The sequence below is a fragment of the Glutamicibacter uratoxydans genome (assembly GCF_050753455.1).
Classification (GTDB): domain Bacteria; phylum Actinomycetota; class Actinomycetes; order Actinomycetales; family Micrococcaceae; genus Glutamicibacter; species Glutamicibacter uratoxydans_A.
Genome location: NZ_CP192736.1, coordinates 473315 through 496476, shown reverse-complemented (window position 1 = coordinate 496476; position 23162 = coordinate 473315). Strand labels below are relative to the sequence as shown.

The 23162-nt window shown below is 57.7% G+C and carries 19 protein-coding genes, 2 tRNA genes and 1 pseudogene; 8 read left to right on the top strand and 14 right to left on the bottom strand.

All coding sequences use genetic code 11. The features are described 5' to 3' along the window. Positions 1-19: 19 nt before the first annotated feature. On the bottom strand, positions 20-2140 hold the full coding sequence (locus ACQQZ8_RS02430; protein WP_431711139.1) for a RecQ family ATP-dependent DNA helicase: 2121 nt from the start codon (positions 2138-2140) through the stop codon (positions 20-22). 149 nt (positions 2141-2289) lie between these two features. On the opposite strand from ACQQZ8_RS02430, the gene ACQQZ8_RS02425 reads away from it, so the two are divergent. The 4 genes from ACQQZ8_RS02425 (at position 2290) to ACQQZ8_RS02410 (ending at position 5971) form a co-directional block, all read left to right on the top strand. Next, positions 2290-3714, top strand: a complete 1425-nt coding sequence (locus ACQQZ8_RS02425; RefSeq protein WP_431711138.1) for a phosphomannomutase/phosphoglucomutase — start codon at positions 2290-2292, stop codon at positions 3712-3714. 9 nt (positions 3715-3723) lie between these two features. Then, the gene (locus ACQQZ8_RS02420) at positions 3724-4188 is read left to right on the top strand and encodes a hypothetical protein (RefSeq protein WP_431711137.1); all 465 of its coding nucleotides are present in this window, start codon (positions 3724-3726) and stop codon (positions 4186-4188) included. Between the two features lie 39 nt (positions 4189-4227). After that, entirely contained in the window at positions 4228-4680 is a 453-nt protein-coding gene (locus ACQQZ8_RS02415) for an RrF2 family transcriptional regulator (protein ID WP_431711136.1), read from the top strand. 112 nt (positions 4681-4792) lie between these two features. Next, positions 4793-5971 (top strand): globin domain-containing protein, encoded by a 1179-nt coding sequence (locus ACQQZ8_RS02410; RefSeq protein ID WP_431711135.1) that lies wholly within the window; start codon positions 4793-4795, stop codon positions 5969-5971. A gap of 117 nt (positions 5972-6088) precedes the next feature. On the opposite strand, the gene ACQQZ8_RS02405 is transcribed toward ACQQZ8_RS02410, so the two are convergent. Beyond that, positions 6089-6982 carry an alpha/beta fold hydrolase gene (locus ACQQZ8_RS02405; protein ID WP_431711134.1) on the bottom strand — a complete coding sequence of 298 codons (894 nt, stop codon included), beginning with the start codon at positions 6980-6982 and terminating at the stop codon, positions 6089-6091. Next, positions 6979-7506: a PadR family transcriptional regulator gene (locus ACQQZ8_RS02400; protein WP_431711133.1), complete on the bottom strand. Its 528-nt coding sequence runs from the start codon at positions 7504-7506 to the stop codon at positions 6979-6981. Before ACQQZ8_RS02400 ends, ACQQZ8_RS02405 begins: the two co-directional genes overlap by 4 nt. Before the next feature lie 133 nt (positions 7507-7639). Here ACQQZ8_RS02400 and ACQQZ8_RS02395 point away from each other — a divergent pair, with 133 nt between their 5' ends. Further along, positions 7640-8836: a multidrug effflux MFS transporter gene (locus ACQQZ8_RS02395; protein WP_431711132.1), complete on the top strand. Its 1197-nt coding sequence runs from the start codon at positions 7640-7642 to the stop codon at positions 8834-8836. A gap of 192 nt (positions 8837-9028) precedes the next feature. Here the strand turns inward: ACQQZ8_RS02395 and ACQQZ8_RS02390 are convergent, their stop codons facing one another. The 4 genes and pseudogenes from ACQQZ8_RS02390 to ACQQZ8_RS02375 all read right to left on the bottom strand — a co-directional run bounded on the left by ACQQZ8_RS02390 (position 9029) and on the right by ACQQZ8_RS02375 (position 13805). Beyond that, positions 9029-10270 (bottom strand): MFS transporter, encoded by a 1242-nt coding sequence (locus ACQQZ8_RS02390; protein ID WP_431711131.1) that lies wholly within the window; start codon positions 10268-10270, stop codon positions 9029-9031. Between the two features lie 52 nt (positions 10271-10322). Continuing rightward, positions 10323-10574: pseudogene (locus tag ACQQZ8_RS02385) on the bottom strand (MFS transporter); the annotation flags it as partial. Between the two features lie 75 nt (positions 10575-10649). Continuing rightward, on the bottom strand, positions 10650-11657 hold the full coding sequence (glsA, locus tag ACQQZ8_RS02380) for a glutaminase A (protein ID WP_431711130.1): 1008 nt from the start codon (positions 11655-11657) through the stop codon (positions 10650-10652). 315 nt (positions 11658-11972) lie between these two features. Then, positions 11973-13805 (bottom strand): phosphoenolpyruvate carboxykinase (GTP), encoded by a 1833-nt coding sequence (locus ACQQZ8_RS02375; protein WP_431711129.1) that lies wholly within the window; start codon positions 13803-13805, stop codon positions 11973-11975. Positions 13806-14122: 317 nt separating this feature from the next. Between ACQQZ8_RS02375 and ACQQZ8_RS02370 the strand changes: the two genes are divergently transcribed. From ACQQZ8_RS02370 to ald, 3 genes are all read left to right on the top strand, one after another. After that, positions 14123-14199: transfer RNA gene (locus ACQQZ8_RS02370), tRNA-Arg, on the top strand. Positions 14200-14421: 222 nt separating this feature from the next. After that, a tRNA-Arg gene (locus ACQQZ8_RS02365) sits at positions 14422-14495 on the top strand. 187 nt (positions 14496-14682) lie between these two features. Continuing rightward, a complete protein-coding gene (ald, locus tag ACQQZ8_RS02360; RefSeq protein WP_431711128.1) occupies positions 14683-15828 on the top strand; it encodes an alanine dehydrogenase in 1146 nt (381 codons plus the stop codon). On the opposite strand, the gene ACQQZ8_RS02355 is transcribed toward ald, so the two are convergent. The 7 genes from ACQQZ8_RS02355 to ACQQZ8_RS02325 all read right to left on the bottom strand — a co-directional run bounded on the left by ACQQZ8_RS02355 (position 15825) and on the right by ACQQZ8_RS02325 (position 23089). Beyond that, a complete protein-coding gene (locus tag ACQQZ8_RS02355; protein ID WP_431711127.1) occupies positions 15825-16838 on the bottom strand; it encodes a LacI family DNA-binding transcriptional regulator in 1014 nt (337 codons plus the stop codon). The genes ald and ACQQZ8_RS02355 overlap by 4 nt on opposite strands. Positions 16839-16890: 52 nt before the next feature. After that, positions 16891-18309 carry a GH1 family beta-glucosidase gene (locus ACQQZ8_RS02350; RefSeq protein WP_431711126.1) on the bottom strand — a complete coding sequence of 473 codons (1419 nt, stop codon included), beginning with the start codon at positions 18307-18309 and terminating at the stop codon, positions 16891-16893. After that, positions 18309-19196: a carbohydrate ABC transporter permease gene (locus ACQQZ8_RS02345; RefSeq protein WP_431711125.1), complete on the bottom strand. Its 888-nt coding sequence runs from the start codon at positions 19194-19196 to the stop codon at positions 18309-18311. Before ACQQZ8_RS02345 ends, ACQQZ8_RS02350 begins: the two co-directional genes overlap by 1 nt. Continuing rightward, complete coding sequence (locus tag ACQQZ8_RS02340; RefSeq protein ID WP_431711124.1) at positions 19193-20335, bottom strand: carbohydrate ABC transporter permease; 1143 nt, start codon at positions 20333-20335, stop codon at positions 19193-19195. The genes ACQQZ8_RS02345 and ACQQZ8_RS02340 overlap by 4 nt, the downstream gene beginning before the upstream one ends. A gap of 73 nt (positions 20336-20408) precedes the next feature. Continuing rightward, the gene (locus ACQQZ8_RS02335) at positions 20409-21737 is read right to left on the bottom strand and encodes an extracellular solute-binding protein (protein ID WP_431711123.1); all 1329 of its coding nucleotides are present in this window, start codon (positions 21735-21737) and stop codon (positions 20409-20411) included. 377 nt (positions 21738-22114) lie between these two features. Further along, the gene (locus ACQQZ8_RS02330; protein ID WP_431711122.1) at positions 22115-22300 is read right to left on the bottom strand and encodes a hypothetical protein; all 186 of its coding nucleotides are present in this window, start codon (positions 22298-22300) and stop codon (positions 22115-22117) included. 264 nt (positions 22301-22564) lie between these two features. Next, positions 22565-23089 carry a SixA phosphatase family protein gene (locus ACQQZ8_RS02325; RefSeq protein WP_431711121.1) on the bottom strand — a complete coding sequence of 175 codons (525 nt, stop codon included), beginning with the start codon at positions 23087-23089 and terminating at the stop codon, positions 22565-22567. Positions 23090-23162: the final 73 nt, after the last annotated feature.

Below are 23162 nucleotides of genomic sequence, written 5' to 3'. Positions count from 1 at the left end.
ACTTCCTTTCCGTGAAGCTTCATCCCGCAATGCCTAAAGTGAAAGGTAAGACACCCGGAGCTCCGGCGATGCGTAAGGCACGTCCGGCCATGGCTAGCGACCATCGCGAGTCACAAACATCATCGACCAATAAAATTGGGCCCGGCGCATCGCGCAGCAGCTGTTCCATCTCGGCGGGGATATCAAAGGCATCCGCCACGGCCGCCACCCGGAATGCCGAGTTGCCGCCGGCTCCCCCTTCTGGAGGCGGGGTTCGGTAGCCGAGCTGCCCGAGATAACGCAGCCGACCAACTTCAGCCAACTTCCAAGCCAATGACCCAACCAGCTTCGGACGTGCACGTGATGGCATGGCCACGACCCCCACCGGACGCTGCTCCCAGTCCCACTCGGCTAAGACCGTCACGCAGGCGCCGATTAGCGCGTGGTCCACCGGGGCATCGGTGGGCTCGGAGAAGAGCCGACGTAGCCGGTTGCCCCAACCTAAATCGGTCAGGCGGGCTAAGGCACGCCCCTCGCCGAGCTGCTCATCAACCGGGATCTTCCCCTTCAAGGAGTGCCCCAATCGGTCCATCCCACTGGGGTAGGCTTTGCGGGTTTCGATCGGCACACCCACCCGACCAAGGGCGGTTTGCGCCGAGTCCTTAGCTTCTTCGGGGATATGGTCGTCATACCAAGGGCCGGCGCAGCGGTCGCAGCGTCCACAGGCTACGGCCTGTGGATCATCGAGCGTGCGGGTCAAGAATTCCATCCGGCAGCCGGTGGTATTTTCGTAATCCTTCATCAGGTTTTGCTCATGGATCCGATTTTGTGCCACTCGGCGATACCGATCCGCGTCATATACCCACGGCATATCGGTGCGCATCCACCCGCCTGCCACGCGTTCGACCGCCCCATCTACCGCTAACACTTTGAGCAAGAGCTCTAACGGAGTGCGTCGCAAGTTGACCGCACTTTCCAAGGCCGGAACACTCATGGCACCGTTGGCTTGTGCCAGAGTTTCTAGCACCTGATTGGCGCGGACCTCATCAGGCATTGAGCTGGTGGCGAAGTATTCCCAAATCTCGGCGTCTTCCGCACCCGGCAGCAACAGCACATCGGCGTTACTGCTGCCACGGCCGGCACGTCCCACCTGCTGATAGTAAGCCACGGGGGAACTTGGCGCCCCGATATGGATGACGAAGCCTAGGTCTGGTTTGTCAAAGCCCATCCCTAAAGCACTGGTAGCTACCAAGGCCTTAACCTCATTGGCTTTCAACGCTACTTCCAGCCGCTCGCGCTGTTCTAAGTCTGTCCGACCGGTATAGGCGGCCACCTCATGTCCTGCCTCGCGCAACATCCGGGCGATGTCTTCAGCCGCGGAGACGGTCAGCGTGTAAATAATCCCTGAACCGTGAAAGTCCTCCATATGGCTCAATAGCCACGCCAATCGCATCCGCGGAGATGCGAGTTTCAGCACGCCTAACCGCAAAGAATCACGGCCCAGCGAGCCGCGCAGGGTAAAGACCTGCTGACCGCCCACGGCCAATTGTTCGGACACATCCTGCACAACTCGCGTGTTCGCCGTCGCGGTGGTGGCCAATACCGGTAGGCCTTGCGGCAGTCGAGAAATCAAGTCACGGATCCGCCGATAGTCGGGCCTAAAATCGTGGCCCCAATCGGAAATACAGTGGGCCTCATCGATCACCAGTAACCCCATGCGCTGAATCAGCACCGGCAGTTGTTCTTCTCGGAAGCTGGGGTTGTTTAGCCGTTCGGGTGAGACCAGCAGGACATCGAGTTCATTCCGGCTGAGTTTTTCCAGAATCTCACGCCACTCCAAGACGTTAGCGGAGTTGATAGCTGCGGCCCGCACCCCAGCCCGCTCCGCAGCCGCAACCTGATCACGCATCAGCGCCAACAGCGGCGAAACAATCAGCGTTGGTCCGCGGCCCATTGCTCGCAGCAGCAACGCCGAGATGAAGTACACAGCGGATTTACCCCAGCCGGTACGCTGCACCACGAGGGCGCGACGCCGCTGGGCCACCAGCGCCGAGATCGCTTCATACTGGCCCGGATGGAATTCCGCCTCCGGGTGCTGCACCAGATCCCGGAGCTTTGCCAGCGCTAGTCGGTGCAGTTCGCTGTCCTGTAATTCGACCATGACCCCAGTATTCCAGTTCCACCCGACAGATCGTGCCGTGCTCAATCATCATAGAGAGACCTAGTACGCAAGGAATTGTTAGCGAACTCCTATGCGGGATCCCCTGCTTCGCTCAGAATTCCGCGGCGGCTGCCGGTAGTCTGAAATGCGTGAGTGAAGAAATTGACCTAAAACAGTGCTTCAAAGCCTACGACGTTCGCGGAATCGTGGGCCAAAGCATCAATGCGGAAGCCGTAGAAGCCATCGGCGCGGCCTTCGTCGACGTATTACATCTTGCCGGTCAGGACGTGCTGGTCGGTGGGGACATGCGTCCTTCGAGTCCGGAGTTCTGTGCAGCATTTGCCCGCGGTGCCACCTATCGTGGTGCCCAGGTACGAATGCTGGGTGCCATCTCTACCGATGAACTGTACTTCGCCTCGGGTAAATATAATTCTGCCGGCGTGGTCTTCACCGCTAGCCACAACCCCGCCGAATATAACGGGATGAAAATGTCCAAGGCTGCCGCGGTGCCTATTTCTTCGGAATCTGGACTCTTTGAAATTCGCGATCTGGCGCAGCAGTACTTGAATGAGGGTCTGCCGGTATCCGGGGATATTGTTCAGGGCAGCACGAGCGAGCTTGACGTCTTGCGTGATTACGCGGCTTACCTGCGCTCGCTCGTGGATCTTAGCTCCATCCGACCGTTGAAGATTGTGGTGGATGCGGGTAACGGCATGGCTGGGCTCACCACCCCGGCGGTGTTGGGTAGCTCGGCGTTGGCTGAACTTCCCTTGGAAATTGTCGAGCTCTACTTTGAGCTGGATGGCACTTTCCCCAATCATCCGGCGAACCCGCTGGAACCAGAAAATTTGAAGGACCTTCAGGCTGCAGTGCTCGAACACGGTGCAGACATCGGCTTGGCGTTTGACGGGGACGCGGACCGTTGCTTCGTCATCGACGAAAAGGGCGACCCTCTCTCACCTTCGGCAATCACCGCCTTGGTTGCGGTGCGCGAAATCATCCGCGCCCAGCAAGCTGGCGAAACTGAACCAGTGATCATTCACAATCTGATCACCTCGAGGGCGGTCCCGGAATTCGTCAAACGCACCGGCGGCACTCCGGTAGTCACCCGGGTGGGGCACTCCTTCATCAAGGCGGAAATGGCCGCTCAAGGCGCGGTCTTTGGTGGGGAACACTCCGCGCATTACTACTTCCGCGACTTTTACAATGCGGATACCGGCATGTTGGCCGCCATGCATGTGCTGGCAGCCCTGGGATCCCAGCAGCTACCACTATCCGAACTTGGTGCAGAGTTCGAACCTTATTTCGCCACCGGAGAAATCAACTCGCAGGTTCAGGACAAGGATGCGGCCATCGCCCGGGTATTGGAGCACTTTGCCGACCAGTCGGTGACGGTTACCGAACTTGATGGCACTACCGTAAGCGCGCAGGATGGTAGCTGGTGGTTCAATTTGCGTCCTTCGAACACCGAACCGTTCTTGCGGTTCAACGGCGAAGGAGAGCAGGAAGCGGTGATCGCGCCGATCCGCGACACCGTGCTGAACATCGTACGACAGAACACCGAAACGAAGTAGAGGATAATCATGAACTACGAGGAACTCGACGAATCGGTCAAGGATGCCCTCAACAAGGTTCTGGGCACGGCGCTGGGTGTAGCTCGCGAACAACTCGAAGAGCAGGGCGTGTTCCTCCCCTTCGCTATTGGTTTGGAGCCACGCACCGGGAACGAAGAGCCGGAGCTACGGCTGCTGGCTGTCCCACCAGCCGAGACCCCCGAGGATCCCGAAGCCGACATTGACACCGAAGCCATGGCCGCAGACCTAGTTCAGGTGTTGAATCACGAGGGCGCCAATTTTGTTGCGGTGGCAATCGCCTCAGACGTGCTGCTCACCGATGATAACCAGGATGCGATCCATGTAGTGGCCGAGCACAAGGACGGGGCTGCCGTCGCGATTGTGCAGGCCTACCAAATGCCCGCCGAGCCCGGTGGAGAATGGAACTTCGCAGATCCAGCAGCCGAGCCGGCCGAGCAGTCCCTCTTTGGCTAAGACAGCTGTTGTACAGCTAAGCACCCTAAACTAGGTGCTATGAGACTTAGCGCCTATACCGACGTGTGCCTACGAACCTTGATGGTTCTAGGCGCACGCGGTGGGCAGCGGCTGACCAGTCGCGAAATTTCTGAGTTGATCGATGTGCCCTATAACCACGTGACCAAGGCCGTACTGGAATTGGGGAATCTCGGGGCATTAGATGTCACCCGCGGCCGCTATGGCGGCGCGAGCATTACCGAAACCGGCCTGCACATGAGTCTGGGTCAATTATTACGAACTCTTGACTGGCGCGATGATGTGGTGGATTGCACCACCCACGATGGGCAACGCGACTGCCCAATGTCCGGCGGTTGCCGACTACGCTCAGCTTTACGCCAAGCCAGAGACGCTTTTTACAGCTCGTTAGACTCGCTTAGCATCTCCGAAGTGGTCGAAAGTTCCCCTAGTTTAACTCGCCTACCCTTCCCGCGGATTCGTTCCGTACACTGAGCATTTTTTAGCCGCTGAATTACGCGACTTGCATTTAAGTTCTACGAGGCGTAGAACTTAAGGTGTAAATCTTGCATATCAAATGCAAGTAAACATCCATCAAGGAGACCCGATGCTTTCCACACAGTCCCGTCCCGTCATCGAAGCCACGCTGCCAATCATTGGCGAGCGCATCTCCAGCATCACCCCAGAGTTCTACAAGCGCATGTTTGCCGCCCATCCAGAACTTCTTGATGGCATCTTCTCCCGTTCGAATCAGAAGAACGGTAAGCAGCAGCAAGCGCTTGCTGGCTCCATTGCGGTCTTCGCCTCCCACTTGCTAAACCACCCCGAGACGCTGCCAGAAACCCTGTTGGCTCGCATCGCACACAAGCACGCTTCGCTAGGTGTCGTTGAGGATCAGTACCCAATCGTCTACGAACACCTCTTTGCCGCCATCGCGGCCGATCTAGGCGATGCGCTGACCGAGGAAATCGCCAACGCTTGGTCCGAGGTTTACTGGTTGATGGCCCATGCGCTGATCAAGATCGAAAAGGGACTGTACGCCAAGCAGGCCAATGCCAAGATTTACGCACCTTGGAAGCTGGTTTCGCGCGATGAGACCGCCACCAATTCGGTGACTTTCACCTTCGAACCAGCCGATGAGACCCCGGCCACCCAAGCACAGCCGGGTCAGTTCGTTTCGGTAAGAATGCCAATGGCCGATGGAATCCGTCAGGTTCGTCAGTACACCCTATCGGGCAACGTATCCGATAGCTCGCAGCGCGTGATCACCGTGAAGCTTGATGATAAGGGCGAATTCAGCCCGGTACTCCACGGCAGCGTCAAGGTAGGCGACACCCTCGAAATTTCCAATCCTTACGGTGATCTAGTCATCGATGAGTCCGGCGCCCCGTTGGTGATCGCTACCGCTGGCATCGGTTGCACCCCTAGTGCTGCGGCACTGTCCACGCTGGCTCAGAAGAACTCGCAACGTGAAATCACCGTGCTGCACGCTGATCAGGAAGTCTCCTCTTGGGCCTTGCGTGCGCAGATGGTCGAAGCTATCGAACAGCTACCTAACGCCACCTTGACCACCTGGTTTGAGCGCGGTGACCTGCCATCGGATGTGAAGAGCGCCGAGGGTCTGATGGATCTGGCGCACGTAGACTTTGCCCCGAACTCCCATGTTTACCTGTGCGGCCCGCTGCCCTTTATGCACGCTGTCCGCGGTCAGGCACTGGCTGCCGGTATCCCAGCCGAACACATCCACTACGAGGTCTTCGGACCGGACGTGTGGTTGGCTGTCTAGCCCTCGCAAAAATGTTGGAAGCGCGTGGGGCTTCCAACCACCTCCGGGTCATGAAGGTCGCATCCGCGCTACGCGAATGCGACCTTCGTGGTTAAACCACCGCCGATGAGCCCGCGGCTAAGCTTTAGTCGACGACTGCGCGGATTTCTTCTTGACCCGCGTTTTGGGCTTAGTCTCCCCCGGGTCAAGTAACCGAGCGTGAATCTTCTCCTCGGTAACCCAACGGCGCACCACGGCATTAAAAAACACCGGATCCTGAATATTCCACTGATGGTGCATCTGCGGAACCAGCCGGGTGTGGGCTTGTGGCAACAAAATGCGTAACGGCTCGAAGGAACGCTGCGCCACCTTAGGTTCCTTAGCCCCAGCCAACACCAGCACCGGAGCCTTAAAAGCAGCCAGGTTCGATGGAAGTCCACCGGGATCAAGTTCATGGCGGATGGCGCGCATGTTCTTTGCGTTGAGTTTCAACCCATGGGAGGCGAATAGTTCGCGTTCGTCATCAACCATGCCGTGCGCTCCGGCTTGGAAGCGCCAATACCATTCGCTACCCAGCAGCTTGAGCTGGACTCGACTTAAGGCCCGCGCGGCACTAGGTACCCCAGCCACCGGGGTACCGGTAATTAGTAGCGATTCCACCAACTCTGGATGACGTGCGGCCACGTGCAAGGCGATCACTCCGCCCAAGGACATGCCAACGAGGTGCACCCCACCTTCGGAAACCTCATCGGCAATAAGTGCGGCCACGTCATCTGCAGCAGATTCCAAGCCTTCCCAGCTCTCCTCGGCGCGTGCCCCAAAGGCGGGCAGGTGCAAGGTCAGAATGTGGAAATCTGCCAGCCCCAGCACCTGCGGGTCCCAGGACCAGTTACCCACATTTCCGCCGTGCAGAAATACGATAGTTTGCACCGGCTTGCCCGGCTCGACGCGACGTGCCGGATGGACTTCTGGGTAGTCCCACGGTTCAGCGGGTTGCAGCGGGGAGTTTGAATTCGATTTTGCGGGGTTCATGGTAAGTACTCCATCACTGCATCGAGCCATTCCAATTCGGCTACCTGCTGCCGAATGGCATGATCAAGGGTCGCGGCCATCAAGAAGCTGCGTCGATCGGCGGCGGCACGCATGTCAATCCCTTCACGTTGGGAAAGGTAATCGTCCAGGGTCTGTTGCGTCTGTTCGCGGCGAGTGGCCAACAACTCTTCGATATTATCGCGTTGCAGTTCGGCGGCGAAGAACACTTGCCCCATAAATGGATCTCGCTCGGTGCCGTGCGCCACCCCGGATCCCAGCCACTGTTGCAGGGCTTCACGACCTTCCGGGGTGATGTGGTGTTCTTGGCGATCCGGATAGTTGCTCTGTCGCACGGTGTGCACCGTGGCGTAGCCCTGTTCCACCAGCTGTGCCAAGGTCCGGTAGATCTGCGCCTTGTCGGCGTTCCAAAAATGGTTGATAGAGGAATCGAAGTGTTTTTTCAGCTCATAACCGGTCATCGGTGATAAACACAGCAGTCCAAGGATCAATCGCGCCAAAACCATACAGCCATAATTTCATAAGTAGTCGAGATTTCACCCATGTGCGCGCCGAATCGGAACAAACTTCGTCTTCCGCACCCCGGCGAGCCACGTGCGTAATACGCACCGGGCGTGGCTGAACTCTAGAATGAATGCCATGTCTTCTTCCAAGCCCTCGGCCCGGTTGGGTATAGCCCTCTTTGCGGTGCTAGTGCTCTTTGGTACCACCGGGCCGCTGGCTTCGGACATGTACCTACCATCGTTTCCCGCCATGCAGCAGGAGTTCGCCAGTAGCACTTCGGCGATCCAGATAACCCTGACTACCTTCCTGTTGGGGCTGGCGCTGGGGCAGCTGGCTTGGGGAGCCTTTTCGGATCGCTGGGGGCGCACTCATCCTTTACGTTACGGAACCGTACTTTTCGTCTTAGCTTCCGTCGCGGCGGCCATCGCACCAACTTTGGAGTTGCTGGTTCTAGCGCGAGGCGTGCAGGGTTTAGGAGCCGCTGCCGGGTTGGTTATTTCGAAGGCCATCGTTGCGGATGTGACCAGCGGGTCCCAAAGTGCGCGTGTCTTCTCGATCCTGATGACTGTTTCTGGCATCGCGCCGGCTGTTGCCCCACTGTTGGGTGCAGTGGTAAGCGAATTTGGCGGCTGGCGAGCCGTCTTGTGGGTTCTGGCATTCGCCGCCACACTCATGGCTTTGGGCGCTTTCTTCGTAGTTCGCGAAACCCACCCGCTTCCGGCTCGGAGTACCGGCCCGCTCTTCGCCCCTTTAGGTCGAGTCCTAGGGCAGCGTGTGTTCATGGGATATTTGCTGCTCTTTGCCGCAGCTTTCGCCAGCATGATGGCCTATGTTGCGGCGTCTCCGTTTCTTTACCAAGACATCATGGGACTTAGCCCCACGGGATACAGTTTAGGCTTTGGAGCGAACTCTCTGGGCTTGATTATTACCGGGTTGATTTCGGCTCGCTTGGCCACTCGTGTGAACCCGCGGCGCACGATTAGCGTGGGTCTGGCAATAGTTTTTTGCGCCAGCGTGGTGATGTTACTGCTGGCTTTCATCGGTGTAGATTCGCTAGTTTTGGCCGGGGTTATTTTCTTCATGGTTGCTCCCATCGGTTTGATTATGGGAAACACCACGGGGCTAGCGTTGAGTGAAGTCCGAGCGAGTTCCGGCAGCGGTTCTGCCGCCTTGGGCTGTGCCCAATTCTTAGCCGGCGCCTTGGTAAGCCCGTTGGTGGGTCTCGGTGGCGCGCATTCGGCCATCGCCTTCGCTGTCACCGCATTTATTGCCATTCTCATGGCCTTGGGCGCATTAGCTTTTACTTCTCCACCCCGTTCGCAGCGCGGTTAATCTGCCGAGGGGCCTGCGGTACGGTCGTCGAGGGACGCAACCATAGTGCCTCCAGACCCAAGGCTTCTGCAGTTCAGTGCGCACAGAATAGCCACTCTTAGGTGGGCTCAGGAGTACACCCGTGGCCTAGTCAACCACACCTGCGACGTGGCTTCTGCGAAGGGTCGAGCACGCACTGTCACGGGCTGAACACTAGTCCTTGACGTTATCCGGCTCGGGGATTTCACTTGGACGGTATCGTGGCAGGCGCGAGGAAGGAATCGCGGCTACCGCACTAAGCCCCGCCAAGATGAGGAACCCGATTTTCAGGGTTTGCAGACGCTGCTGTTCGTTGAGCTCTACCGCCAGTTCAATCTGTTGCTCGGTGGCCGTTGTCCCATCCAGCACAGCGCGCAGATCGTCGTTACTCACAAAGTTCACATTATCCAGATCGACTTGGGCGACTAACTCCTCGGGCAGGTCTGGATGATTATTCACCGTACTGGTGATCCCAAAGCTCAAAGTGGTCACCAGCACCGCGCCCATCACGGCGGCACCCACCGCTGAGGCAAGGTTCTGCGTGGTACCGCGCAACGACCCCACGTCCCCGGCCAGGCTCTTGGGTACCGCGGTGACCAGCACGTTGAACACCAAGGTCACCAACGCGCCCTGCCCGATACCAAAAACGATCAGTCCGATAATCGTCGGTAAGGTTTCCCAGTTATTGGTGACTACCAGCGACAGCCAGATGAGCGCCGTGGTAGTCAGTCCGAAGGAGAACAAGACAATGGTACGTGGTGAATACCGCTTATAGAAACGCACAATCAGGGTGGCGGTGATGAAGACCGTGAGGTTAAAAGGCATCATGGCCAGCGAGGTGTCAAACGGCGTACGCCCCTGAACCACCTGAATATAAGTTGGGACCGTGAAGTTCACCGCCGCTTCCATGGCCACGATGATGAACATAGCGTAGACGGCCGAACGCTCGGTGGGGTTTGCGAACACACTCAAATCCACCAGCGGTTCCAGTCCCTGACGCATCCGCGAGCGGGTGCGCATAAAGAATAGTTGTCCACAGATCACGCCCACCACTACAAACAGCAGGGCTGGGGAGAGCGTGCCGATGCTGAACGGGGCATCGGCGGTAGCCCGGAAGACACCCCACGCGTTTAGGTTGTTGAATCCCATGGTCAGCAGAACGATCGCCACACCGATCAGCACTGAGGCCAGCAGATCGACCTTGACTTGTTTATTGCCACGATCTGATCGCAGTTTGAAACTGAAAATAAAGACGAGGACGGCAAGTCCCAGGGTAACGAGAAATATTGGGCGCCAACCAACCAAGGTACCCAGCGCTCCACCGAGCAAAAACGCGCTCATCCCGGAAAAAGCACGTGCCGAACCCAGCGAACCAACCGCGGTGGCCTGCTGATCCCCCCCGGTAGTTTTCCGCAATCAGCGCGACTAAGGCGGGAACGATAATCGCCGCACAGGCTCCGGCCAGCACCTGACCGCCAATAGCCCACTGCACCGTGGGCGAGAAAATCATCATCAGACTCGAGATCGCAAAGAGCAACACGACGATTCTAAAGATCATGACCCAACCGATACGAGCACCAACTTTGGCGCCGGTCATCACCAACGCGGCTACCGCGAGCCCATAGACCACAATGGTCGAGCTGGCCACCGTGGGTGGAACCCCGAAGTCTTCAACCATTCCGCCCAGTGATATCGGTAGGGCAGCAACGTTGAAGGACATCAGTACCTGTGCGAGGAAGAGTCCGATCATCGGTACCCAAGACTGGCGAATTTCCGTCTTATTCATCATTAGGTCCTAGCCTTTCGCAGACTGATAGGCAGAAGAAGCAAAGAGGTTCAAGCCTAGGGCGCGGGAGAGATAGGCGCAGGCGCGTTGGCTTCGCACCGAGTTCCCGGCCGAATCTAAGGGCGGGGAATACAGCCCGAGCGCACCCTTGCCCGGCGCAATCGCCACCATTCCGCCAGAGACGCCGGATTTGGCGGGAAGGCCGATTTCAAACAGCCATTCACCAGACCGTTCATAAAGTCCACAGGAGGCCAATAGCGCCAGCGTGTCTCGGGCTACCTCGGACCCAACAACCTGTTCACCGGTCAACGGGTTAACCCCGCCGTCGGCAAGGGTCGCACCCATCACTGCAAGGTCCGTGGAGGTCACCCGCAGGGAACACTGGCGGGTGTAGATGTCGACTACTTCCAGCGGATCAATATCGATCCGTGCATAACTTTCCAGCAAACGAGCGATGGCTTTATTGCGGAAGTTCGTTTTCATTTCGCTCTGGTAGACCTCGCCATCCAACTCCAGAGAACGTCCGGCAAAGCGGGAAAGGCCGATCCGAATGTTTTCCCACTGTTCCGCGGTGGTACGCCCGGGTATCAGCGCGCTAGTGGCTAATGCCCCGGCATTAACCATCGAGTTCATCGGACTGCCGTCATTGAGTTCCATGGCCATTACCGAATTAAACGGCAGCCCGGTGTTGTTGACCCCAATCCGTTGGTGCATCACCTCATGACCCAGCTCCTGGCACACCAGCGCAAAGATGAAAGCCTTGGAGATTGACTGAATGGAAAATTCGATCTGGCTGTCCCCCACCGAGAAACTTTTCCCACTGACATCGACCAAAGAGATGCCATACCAGTTCGGGTCCGCATGGGCGAGGATGGGAATGTAGTCAGCTACCTGCCCATCGGTGTGCTCGGCGTACCGTTGATGCGCTTCACTAATGACTTCCCGTACTCGATTGCCGGCAGGAACGGCTCCGGTGGCTGCCTGTTGTGTGACGTTTTGGACATCGGCTTCAAACATCGATCTTCCCTTCGGGGCCTCCGCAGAGTTCCGTATTGCTGGCAAATACATACGGTTCCACCACCTGAGAGGTCGGTTAGGCCTTAATCGTTACACGTCACAAAGTGATGTGGCTATCATTTTTATCTTTCGCGACTTGTCCATGATCAACTCCGGAAGCACGCTGAGAGCATCACGTGATTCTTCTGGTGCTCCCGCGGGAATCTTGAGCGAAGTTTCGAGACAAAAATTTTTTCGCGACCCAAATAAAAACGTCTCGCGCCCAGACAAATGTTCCATGTCTTGGCGCGAGACGTTCTAGCGATAGTTAGAGTTTTAGGCGTTCAGGCGAGCCTTCAGTCCGTCCAGTTCGGCACGCAGCGTAGCTGGCAGCGCGTCACCGAAGTTTGCGTACCATTCCTCGATTCCTTCGACTTCGGCGGCCCACTCATCGTGGTCGACGACAACCGCGGTTTCGACATCTGCCGAGGTGTAGTTCTCTAGGCCGCTGATGTCCAAGGACTCACCGGTTGGCACGTAACCGATGGCGGTTTCGGTGGCATCTGCGGTGCCTTCGATGCGCTCGATAGCCCACTTCAGCACGCGTGAGTTATCCCCGAAGCCCGGCCAGGCAAAGCCACCGTCAGCGGTGCGACGGAACCAGTTGACCAAGAAGATCTTTGGCATCTGCTCTGGGTTTAGCTTCTCGGAGATCTTGTCCCAGTGGTTCAGGTAGTCACCGGCGTTGTAGCCGATGAACGGCAGCATCGCCATCGGGTCGCGGCGAACCTGACCGGTGGCACCAGCAGCAGCTGCGGTGGTCTCCGAAGACAGGGTCGAACCCATGAAGATCCCGTTGGTCCAGCTGCGGGCCTCGGTCACCAGCGGGATGGTGGTCTTGCGGCGACCGCCGAAGAGGATCGCGTCGATCTTCACACCGTTTGGCGAGTAGTAATCCTCGGACAGCATATCGACCTGATCGATCGGGGTGCAGAAACGCGAGTTCGGATGCGCGGCTTTGGTCCCAGATTCAGGGGTCCAGTCGTTGCCCAACCAGTCGGTTAGGTGTGCCGGGGCTTCATCGGTCATGCCTTCCCACCAGACGCCGCCGTCATCGGTCAGCGCAACGTTGGTGAAGATCGAGTTACCCTTGGTGATCGCACGCATGGCGTTCGGGTTGGTGGACCAGCCGGTGCCCGGAGCCACGCCGAACAAACCGTACTCGGGGTTCACACCGCGTAGTTCACCGTCCTTGCCGATGCGCATCCAGTTGATGTCATCGCCCAGGGTCTCGGCCTTCCAGCCTTCGATGGTTGGGTCAAGGAGCGCAAGGTTGGTCTTACCGCAGGCCGAAGGGAAGGCTGCGGCAATGTGGTACGAACGATTCTGTGGGCTGGTGAGCTTCAGGATCAGCATGTGCTCGGCCAACCAACCCTCATCACGGGCGATGACCGAAGCAATACGCAGCGAGTAGCACTTCTTACCCAGTAGCGCATTGCCACCGTAGCCCGAGCCGTAGGACCAGATCTCGCGGTCTTCCGGGAAGTGCACGATCCACTTGTCCTCGTTGCACGGCCAGGAGACATCCTGCTGGCCCGGCTCCAATGGCGCACCAACCGAGTGCAAGGCAGGAACGAAGAAGGCATCTTCGGCTTCCATCTTGCGCAGTACCTCATTACCGATCTTGGCCATAATGCGCATCGAGGCAACCACGTAGGCTGAATCGGTGATTTCCACGCCGTAGGCGGGGTGCTCGGCGTCCAGTGGGCCCATCACGAATGGAATCACGTACATGGTGCGGCCACGCATGGCACCATCGAAGAGGCCGGTGAGACGTTCCTTCATCACCTGAGGGTCTTCCCAGTTATTGGTGAAGCCCGCATCCTCTTTCTTTTCGGAGCAGATGAAGGTACGTTCCTCGACGCGGGCCACATCGGCCGGGTCGGAGAAAGCAGCGTAGGAATTAGGGAAGTTCGGGTCGGTCAGCTTGACCAGAGTTCCGCCTTCAACCAGTTCAGCAGTGAGACGATCGTTCTCCTCAAGGGAACCGTCCACCCAATAGACACGATCAGGCTTGGTCAGCGCGGCGACTTCCCCAACCCATGCTGCCAGCTTTGCGTGCGTAGTTGGCGCTGAGTTAAGTACGTTCTGATCGGAGCTTGAGCTCATTATCCATTCCCTCCATTGGGCTGAACTTGCAATAGTTACAAGGCTAGGGGGTCGACGATTTCTCTTTGCTGTGACGAGAACCGCACAAAATTAGGAATTGCACCCCTCACCAAGCAAAAACCCTATGAATTCGCGGGTTTATCAAACCCAACACTAACACTTTTGTGACGAAGGTCACGTATACCGGTATACTTGAAGTCGCGTAAAAAAGCGCCGATCACACGAAACCTCCACCGCTACCCGGAGGGATTTTGACGAACCCGAAAACCTCTGTATAGTTATTCGAGGTTCGCGCAAGCGCACCGATAACACTATATGCGCCCATAGCTCAGCTGGATAGAGCGTCTGTCTACGGAACAGAAGGTCAGGGGTTCGAATCCCTTTGGGCGCACCAACGAAAACCCGTGATCGGTCCACACCGATCACGGGTTTTGTGTATCCCGGGACAACCCCAGCCCGGCATCGCGGGAAGTGGCGCCCAGCAAGATGCCAAGGCCCGGGCAGCCTTTGAAAAATACCGCTGTGAAACGTGGCACTTTCACCGGCTTTGGTTCGCTCCAGCTCAAATGCTTGTGTATAGTTATTCAAGTCGCCACGGCGAAACAAAAATAAATATGCGCCCATAGCTCAGCTGGATAGAGCGTCTGTCTACGGAACAGAAGGTCAGGGGTTCGAATCCCTTTGGGCGCACTAACGGAAACCCGCGATTGGTCCACACCTTTCGCGGGTTTTCGTCTACCTACCTTCCGGAGCTATTCGGAATCTTTTTCACGCTTATTACGCGTCATAGACTCTCACCCTTCCGGGTATCGAACGTATCGTTGGTTTACAACAAATCACGCCCAACGGATTCGTCCGCTATCAAGGAGCTGGCCACATGATCATTGCCGTGCCGAAGGAATCGAAGAATAACGAAGAACGTGTGGCCATCACTCCAGCCGGTGTCTCCGAATTCGTCGCCCACGGCCACCGGGTGCTGATCGAAACCAACGCCGGAATCGGATCTGGGATTACCGATGAGGCCTACAGTGCGGCTGGGGCCGAAATTGTTGCCGATGCCGCGCGCGTCTTCGCCGCCGGGGATTTAATTCTCAAGGTCAAGGAGCCCACCGCGGTCGAATACCCTTTGCTTCGCTCCAATCAGGTGCTATTCACCTATCTGCACTTGGCTGCTTCACGCGGATGCACCGATGCGTTACTCGCTGCCGGCACCACTGCCATCGCATACGAAACCGTGACCCGTGGCCGGACCCTGCCCCTTTTGGCCCCGATGAGCGAGGTTGCCGGGCGTTTGGCCGCCCAGATCGGTTCAGTGGCCTTACTTCATCCCTCGGGTGGCTCCGGAATTTTGATGGGCGGTGTCCCGGGAACCCGGCCCGCCAAGGTCGTAGTGATTGGTGGCGGCGTCGCCGGAGAGAACGCAGCCGTGGCCAGCGCCGCGCTCGGTGCCGACGTGACCGTAATCGACCTGAACCTCGCGCGGCTAAAGGAAATCGACAGCGCGCATCACGGTCGAATTAAAACCTTGGCTTCTTCCGCTCTGGTCATTGCTCAGCAGGTGGCCGACGCAGATCTGGTCATCGGGTCGGTGCTGATCCCTGGTGCGGCAGCACCCAAGCTCGTCACCTTGGACATGGTCGAAAAGATGCGGCCGGGCTCGGTACTGGTGGATATCGCCATCGATCAGGGCGGTTGCTTCGAAGGTTCGCACCCCACCACTCATGATGACCCGACCTTTAAAGTCCATGACGCACTGTACTACTGTGTCGGAAATATGCCCGGCGCTGTTCCGCAGACCTCGACCGCGGCACTCACCAACGCAACTTTGCCTTACGCGCTACGCATCGCCGATCAGGGCTGGGCGCAAGCGATGCGCGCTGACGAGGGACTAGCAGCTGGTTTGAACACCCATGCCGGAGTGCTCACGCTCGCCTCGGTGGCCAAGGAATTCGATTACCAGTTCACACCGGTGACCGAAGTGCTGGCCGGTCTCTCGGCAGACGACTCAGTAGCGGGAGCCTAATGTGACTCGCGCAGGATCAGCTCGGTATCCATGATCGACCACACCGGCACCTGCTCACCTTGAATCCGTTTGACCAGCACCTCGGCCATGATGGCTCCTTGCCGTTCGGGGTGCTGGGCCACGGTGGTCAGTGGCGGGGTAGCATTCCGCGCGAAAGAATCGTCATCGATACAGGTGACCGATATATCCGCCGGGACCCGGATCTCGGCTTCAGACAGAGCCTTGAGCGCACCGAAGGCCATTTGCGCGCTAGCGGCAAAAAGCCCATCGGGACGATACCCCTGAGCGAGTAATTCGTTCATCGCCCGGTACCCGCCATCCGGGGTGAAGTCCGCTTCGAGGGTGGCCAGTGGCGTTAGCCCGGCAGAATGCACAGCTTGTTCGAAACCCGTCAAGCGATCCAATCCTGCACCCATGTCCTGTGGACCGGTGATACTGGCTAATTGTGTGCGCCCGCGCCCGATAATCACCTCGGTGGCTTGCCGTGCAGCGGCCACATTGTCGATATCGACCGTGTATATCTCACTCAAATCAGTGCTCATGGTGCGTCCGCCAAAGACCATCGGCAGATTACCGCCGAGGTCGGCATAGGAGCGATCCGCCGCATGGTGGGAAAGCACCAAGGCACCATCCACATTCCCGCCTTGCAAATATCTGGTGGTTTTGCCCGGATCTGCCTCGGTAGCCAACAAGAGTGTCAGCATAAACTCGGTATCTGCGAGGTAACGAGCAGCACCCTGAACCACCGTGGCGAAGTAGGGGTCGGCAAAAAATTTGGCGGTGTTTTCCGGAACGACCAACGCTATCGAGTTGGTGCGTCCCTGCGCCAGTGAACGGGCAGCACGGTTGGGCACATAATTCAATTCCCTAATCGCTGCTTCCACGGCGGCAACGACCGCCGGCTTGACCTTCTCTGAGCCGTTGACAACTCGCGAGACGGTAGCCCGGGAGACTCCTGCCCGCGCCGCAACCAGTTCCAGTGTCGGTTGCTGACTACGTGTTTCCGTCATACCTACTTCTTCATTTCGTGGCTAAATTTGGGGCGCTGGTCACCGGAACGGTTCAGGCCATTGTACGAGTTGCAGAAATCAGCTTGGCATAGGCCCTCCCGCTGTCCTTAATAATTCGTTCTTGTGTCTGATAGTTGACGTGGATGATGCCAAAGCGTTTGGCGTATCCCCAAGCCCATTCGAAGTTATCCAGCAGCGACCAGAGAAAGTAGCCGCGCACATCCGCGCCTTGTTCAATGGCCAAGCCCACCTGCTCAATATGTCGCATAATGTACTCTTCGCGTTCCGGGTCACTGACCGTGCCTTGGTCGGTGACCTGCTCCGCATAGGCCGCACCATTTTCGGTGATATACAGGGGCGGTAAGTTCGGGTACTCCTGCCCCAGCCGCAGCAACAGAGTTTTCAATCCTTCCGGGTTCACTTCCCAGCCCATGGCGGTCCGCGGCAGATTCCTCGTCGGAAAGGTGACGTATTCACTGCCGACAAACGGGGAGGACTTCGGCGAGTCGGTGGGGAGCACCGCGGCCGGTTCGTCTTCGTGCAGCGGGTGACCCGAAACATTGTCATCGTGATAGTGATTGACGCCAAGAAAATCTATCGGTTGATTGATCAGCGCCAGATCTGTGTCGTGAATGAGTTCGGTAAATCCGTAGTCTGCGACATCGCGTAACAGATCGGCCGGGTACGAGCCACGCAACAGTGGGTCTAAGAACATGCGGTTCCACAGAGCATCGATCCGTCGGGCAGCCTCTAGGTCCACCGGGTCGGTCGGGTCGTTGGGTACTGCGTTAGTCAGGTTCAGGGTAATGCCCACGTGTTGGGCACCTAGATCACGTAACCGGGCGGTGGCCAGCCCGTGCGCCAAATGTTGATGGTGTACCGCAGCGAGTGCCGCCCGGGGCTCTTGGCGTCCCGGGGCGTGCTCACCTGCAGCATATCCAATCAGCGATGAGCACAGGGGCTCGTTAAAGGTGGTCCAGTGGGTGACCCGGTCTCCCAGTACCCCATAGACGGTCTGCGCATACTCGACAAAGCGGTACGCGGTCTCACGGTTTGTCCACCCGCCGCGTTCTTCCAGCGCCTGCGGTAAATCCCAGTGGTACAAGGTCAACCAAGGCAGAATCTCAGCCTCTAATAATTCGTCAACCAGCCGCGAATAGAAATCCAGCCCCTGCTGGTTGATCTCCCGCCCTCCTGGAATCACACGAGCCCAGCTGGTGGAGAATCGGTAGGAATCAAGGCCTAGCTCACGCATCAGCCCGACGTCTTCGCGGTAGCGGTGATAATGATCCACCGCTTGTTCCGGGGTGTCTCCCCCGGCAATCGCTCCCTTCTTACGGGAGAAGGCATCCCAGATGGAATCTTCCTTCCCGGCAAGGTGCGCGGCTCCTTCCACCTGTGCTGCTGCGGTTGCCGAACCCCAGATGAAACCTTTTGGCCAGCGGTACGTTGATACTAGTTGCTCAGTCATTAGCCCTTCACAGCTCCTGCCATGATTCCGGAAACAAGTTGTCGACCCGCCAGCACAAAGAGTAGAAGCAGCGGGATAGTGGCCAGCACCGCACCGGACATCACAATGGTGTAGTCCACGTACTTGGCCGATTGAAGTTGGCTCAAAGCCACCTGCAAGGTGGGATTTTGGGGTGCGATCAGCAGTGGCCACAGGTAGTCTGTCCACGCGGTCATAAAAGTGAACAACCCCAGAATCGCCATGGCCGGACGGGCCGCGGGTACCCCCACATGCCAGAACGTGCCGATCATGCTGGCCCCATCGATGCGGGCCGCCTCAATCAGTTCATCTGGGATGACATCGATGAGGTACTGCCGCATGAAAAAGACGCCGAAGGCGGTGACCAACGTGGGCACAATAATTGCTCCCAATGATCCGGTCCAGCCGAATTCTTTCATCATCATGAACAGGGGAATGATGCCTAGCTGCGTGGGCACCGCCAAGGTGGCGATCACGAAGACCAACAATCCGGAGCGGCCCCGGAAACGCAGTTTCGCAAAGGCATAGCCTGCCAGAGTGGAGAAGCTCACCACCGAAAAGGTAATGATTCCCGAGACGATCAGGCTGTTGAGCAAGGCACCCCAGAAATCTACGGTGGCGAAAACCTCGGCCACGTTGATCCAGAACTGTCCGCCCGGCAGCAGTGGCGGCCAGCTGGATGCGAAGACCGCCCCAGTGCTGGAGGCGATAACCATCGAATACCACAGCGGGAACGCCCCACCGAGGAAGAAGGCCAGCAGAATCCCGTAAGTGAGAAAGCCAGGACGGGCGTCCATCCCGAAGGAGCGCTTACGCCGCGGTCGTGGACTGATGCCGTTGGTCGGCTTAGTCCGTGTCAGGACAGTCATCTTCTTCGCTCCTGAGCTGAAGTAATTTGAGTGCCGGGTAATTGCACCTGGATATTTTCCGTACTGGCTAAAGTCTTCGTTTTGGATCGGCGTCGATGCTTCCGACCGGTACGTTGACTTCGGCTATCGGCCGAGGCAATCCTGCTGGAGAGCAAGAAGTTCAGTACGCCGATGCAGATGATGATCAAAAACAGCATCCAGGCCACCGCCGAAGCCTTGCCAAAGTCGCCACGGTTGAACGCCAGGTCCCACAGGTACAGCACCGTGGTCTGGTATTCCCGGTTTGGTCCCCCGAGGGCTGAGCTGCTGGGGTTGAACAACTTGGGTTCGGTGAAGATTTGTAGCCCACCGATAGTGGCGGTAATGATCACGAAAATCATGGTCGGACGAATTGAGGGTAGCGTGATCGAGAAGAAGCGGCGGATCGCGCCGGCTCCATCGATGGCCGCGGACTCATGGATTTCACGTGGCACCGCTTGCATGGCCGCCAACAAGATCAACGCGTTATATCCCGTCCACCGCCAGTTCACCATGGTCGCAATTGCCAGGTGCGAAGGAAAAACCTCGGACTTCCACCCCACTTCCTGGATATTTAGCAAGCCTAGGAAGTTGTTGATCAGCCCGTACTTCTCATCAAAAGCACCGGAAAAGATCAAGGTCACGGCCACCGGTGTGACCACATATGGCAAGAGCACGCTCATCCGCCAGAAAGTCTTGGCGCGGATGTTCCGATCCAGCATCGCCGCAATGAAGGTGGCAACAACTAGCTGAGGGATAGCCGAGAGCAAGAAGATACTGAAGGTGTTGAACAGCGAGTTCCAAAAGTATGGATCAGCCAGTTCAACCCGATAGTTCTCTAAACCTACCCATTCACCGGCTCCGGAAAGCAAATCCCAATCGTTGAGCGAAACGACAAAGGTGTAGATCAGCGGAAATAGCCCCACCAGCCCAAAAAGCAGAAAGAAGGGAGCCACATAGAGATAGGGTGAGGCCTTGGTGTCGAAGCGACTGCGGGCGTGGCGTCGCTGCAGCTTCCGAGCTTCGCGGTCGCGCTGAGCCGGCGGCTCGCTGCCAGCAGGGGCAGCGCCCTTCGGTTGCTGCCCGGTGGCGCTTTCGGCCCGGTTGGCAAGTGTACTCATAATGTTGGCTCTTCCTCGGTGCACCACACAGGTCCGCGCCGCGATCTTGCGCGGACCTGTAGGTGGCTAGATGCTACTTAATGTCTAGGTTCGTCAGGGTTTCCAGCGCAGAATCCCAGGCGCTGGCCCCATCGGTTCCCCGATCAAGTGCAATGGTCGCCGGGCCGAAAACTTGCTCCTGAATCACCGAGTCATCAGCACCCTTGAACTGTGCTTCGACACCCTGGGCACGGTTGCCCAGAATTTCGCCGATCGGAGCATCATTGAAGAACGCGGTCAGTTCGTTCTGTCCGGTCACCATCGGATCCGACTGAGCCTCAATATTGCTCGGGAAGGTACCGGCGGCTTCAAATGCGGCGGCCTGTGACTGCGCGTTAGTTAGCCATTGCGCCAACTTAGCAGCCTCGGCAGGATGTTCGGATTGTTCAGGAACAGTCAGGAAGGTTCCGCCCCAGTTTGCTGGTCCCCCTGGGAAGACGTCGGCGAAGTCCCACCCAGATTCGGCAACCCCACCGGCGGCCTCAACCTGTCCTTTGACAACACCCAGCATCCAGCCGGGGCAAATGAAGGTGGCGAAGGAACCATCCACAAAGGCCTGTCCCTTACCCCAGTCCCATTGCGTTTGCGCGGCGGACAATCCCGAAGCCGCGGCGTCAGCGAGCAGATCCCAGCGTTGACGTAATTCGGTGTTGCCCTCAATATTGAGGCTGCCATCAGCCTTGTAGTAGCCTTCCGGAAGCTGATTGACCATCGCGTTCCAGACGAAGCCCGACTGGTCGTACCAAGCTTTACCAGTTGCGGATTCGTAGTCCTTACCCGCACTGAAAAAGTCTTCCCACGTGGCATCGGCCCCACCAAGCAATTCGGCCACCTCGGCACGGTCGCTAGGGAGTCCTGCTTCTTCCAAGAGTACTCCGTTATAGCAAATTCCCTGCGGCCCAATGTCGGTACCGTAACCGATGATCCGTCCGTCAGGGTCGGTAGCTTGTGCGCTCTTCCATGGCACCCAATCATCTTGGATATCGCTGGCTCCATGATCCCGCAGGTCAACGAAGGTGTCGGAAACCGACATCACTTGACCTAGCCAGCCTTCCTCAACGGCCTGCACATCGGGCAGCCCAGAGCCGGCAGCTTGCTTGGTCTTCCAGTCAGTCAAGGCATTTCCACCGGTGTCAATGTTGGTGGCATCAATGGTGACACCGGGGTTTTCATCCTCGTACTGTTCATAGAGGGCGTCCAGACCCATAGAGCCGAAAGTGGTGACCGTCAGGGTCACCGGATTGTCCGTCGATGCTGGTTCATCGCTAGCAGTAGTGCCCCCGGAGCAACTGGTAACTGTCAATGCGAGGGCGGCCGCAGAGGCTACTGCGGCCGAAATCCTTGCTCCTTTTGTTCTTAACACGTCGGTCTCCTCAGATGTGATGCGCAGTTTTCGCTGGCCGGTTCGAATCCCCATGAACCCTATGAGAGCGCTCTCATATCAAAAAGAAGAACCGCCCCATCCGGCATTTTTGTCGGTCAACATCCGAAAGGTCTCCACTTTTGCAAAATGTGAGCGCTCTCACGAATGTTGTGTGGTCAATTCTCCCCCGCTCACGTCATTTGTCAACCCCCGGAAAACGAAACAGCAACCTCAAGGATGGCCGCTGCTGCCCCGGTTCGCTATATCCAGCTGTTGTTCACTTCCACTGATCCGCGAGCAAACTACGCATTACAGACATCTCATATCGATAAGGGTGCGGCGATCGGTTCAGCGCGAGGATGCCCCAACTTAGTGCGTTACACCCCCAGATTCTTGCCACGCATGAGCACCGTATATTCCCAGTTGCGGTAACTGGCCCCGTTCCAAAGCTCAGGCTGCGGCTCGGCGCCCCCGGCATAAGGACTCGCCAATTGCCCAACAAGGATTCGATCAACGAGCTCACCTGCCCGGAAAATCACCGCGAAGCCGGTACTGAGAACCATTCCGCCCAGCGTAAGAACTTACCCAGAGCGCCGATTAGTGCGATCAAGAGAATCGCTGCCACCCCTAGTGGGCGATGCGTTGCTCAGGGGTAGGAAGATCCCGATTCCCTCTTGGCCGAAAGTTCGACCCCCGGAGCATTAGTCGTCAGCTCGACCACTTAGAGTCAATCGCCGCGAAGTACGCCGAATGTGTCGAGCGCGCTGAGCGGGCAGGAGCAGTTCGTGAATGCTTTCCCGCCTTGAGAATGAAGGTAACATTCCAAGTCAGTCACGGGGTACGGCAAAGTGCGTTACCTTCGCATCGCGCGCATCCAAGTGCGAGTAAGAGTGTTCAGTTTCCAGCACAGTCAATCCGAGCGTGGGGTAGTTCATCGCCAGCTCGTAAACAGCTTCCTGATCGGACTGAGCCGAAGCGAGGCGTAGTGCCAGCTCCTGTAACACCGGCTGATGTCCGATAACCAGCAAATTGGACACTGTGTCCGGGGTTTCGTTGATAATCGAACACAGTTGTGACACCCCTGCGGAGTAGATTCTTGAATCCAGGTACGGGGTCGGAGCCTTCTCACCCAATTCCGAAATCACCCACGCGCAGGTGGCCTTGGCTCGCATCGCGTCGGAGCACAGGATGTAATCCGGAATCAGCTCATGATCCACCAACCAGCGGCCAGCGGCCGGGGCTTCACGGTTTCCACGTCCGGCCAAGGGGCGTTGGTGATCGCTCACCACCAACGGGTAGTCCGACTTAGCGTGGCGCAGCAGGATCAACCGGCGAAGATGCGAAGTATTCATGAGTCCAGCTTAACGAACTCACGGGTGGCCGAACCCCGATGAAGGGATCCGACCACCCGTCAGTGTGGTGTCA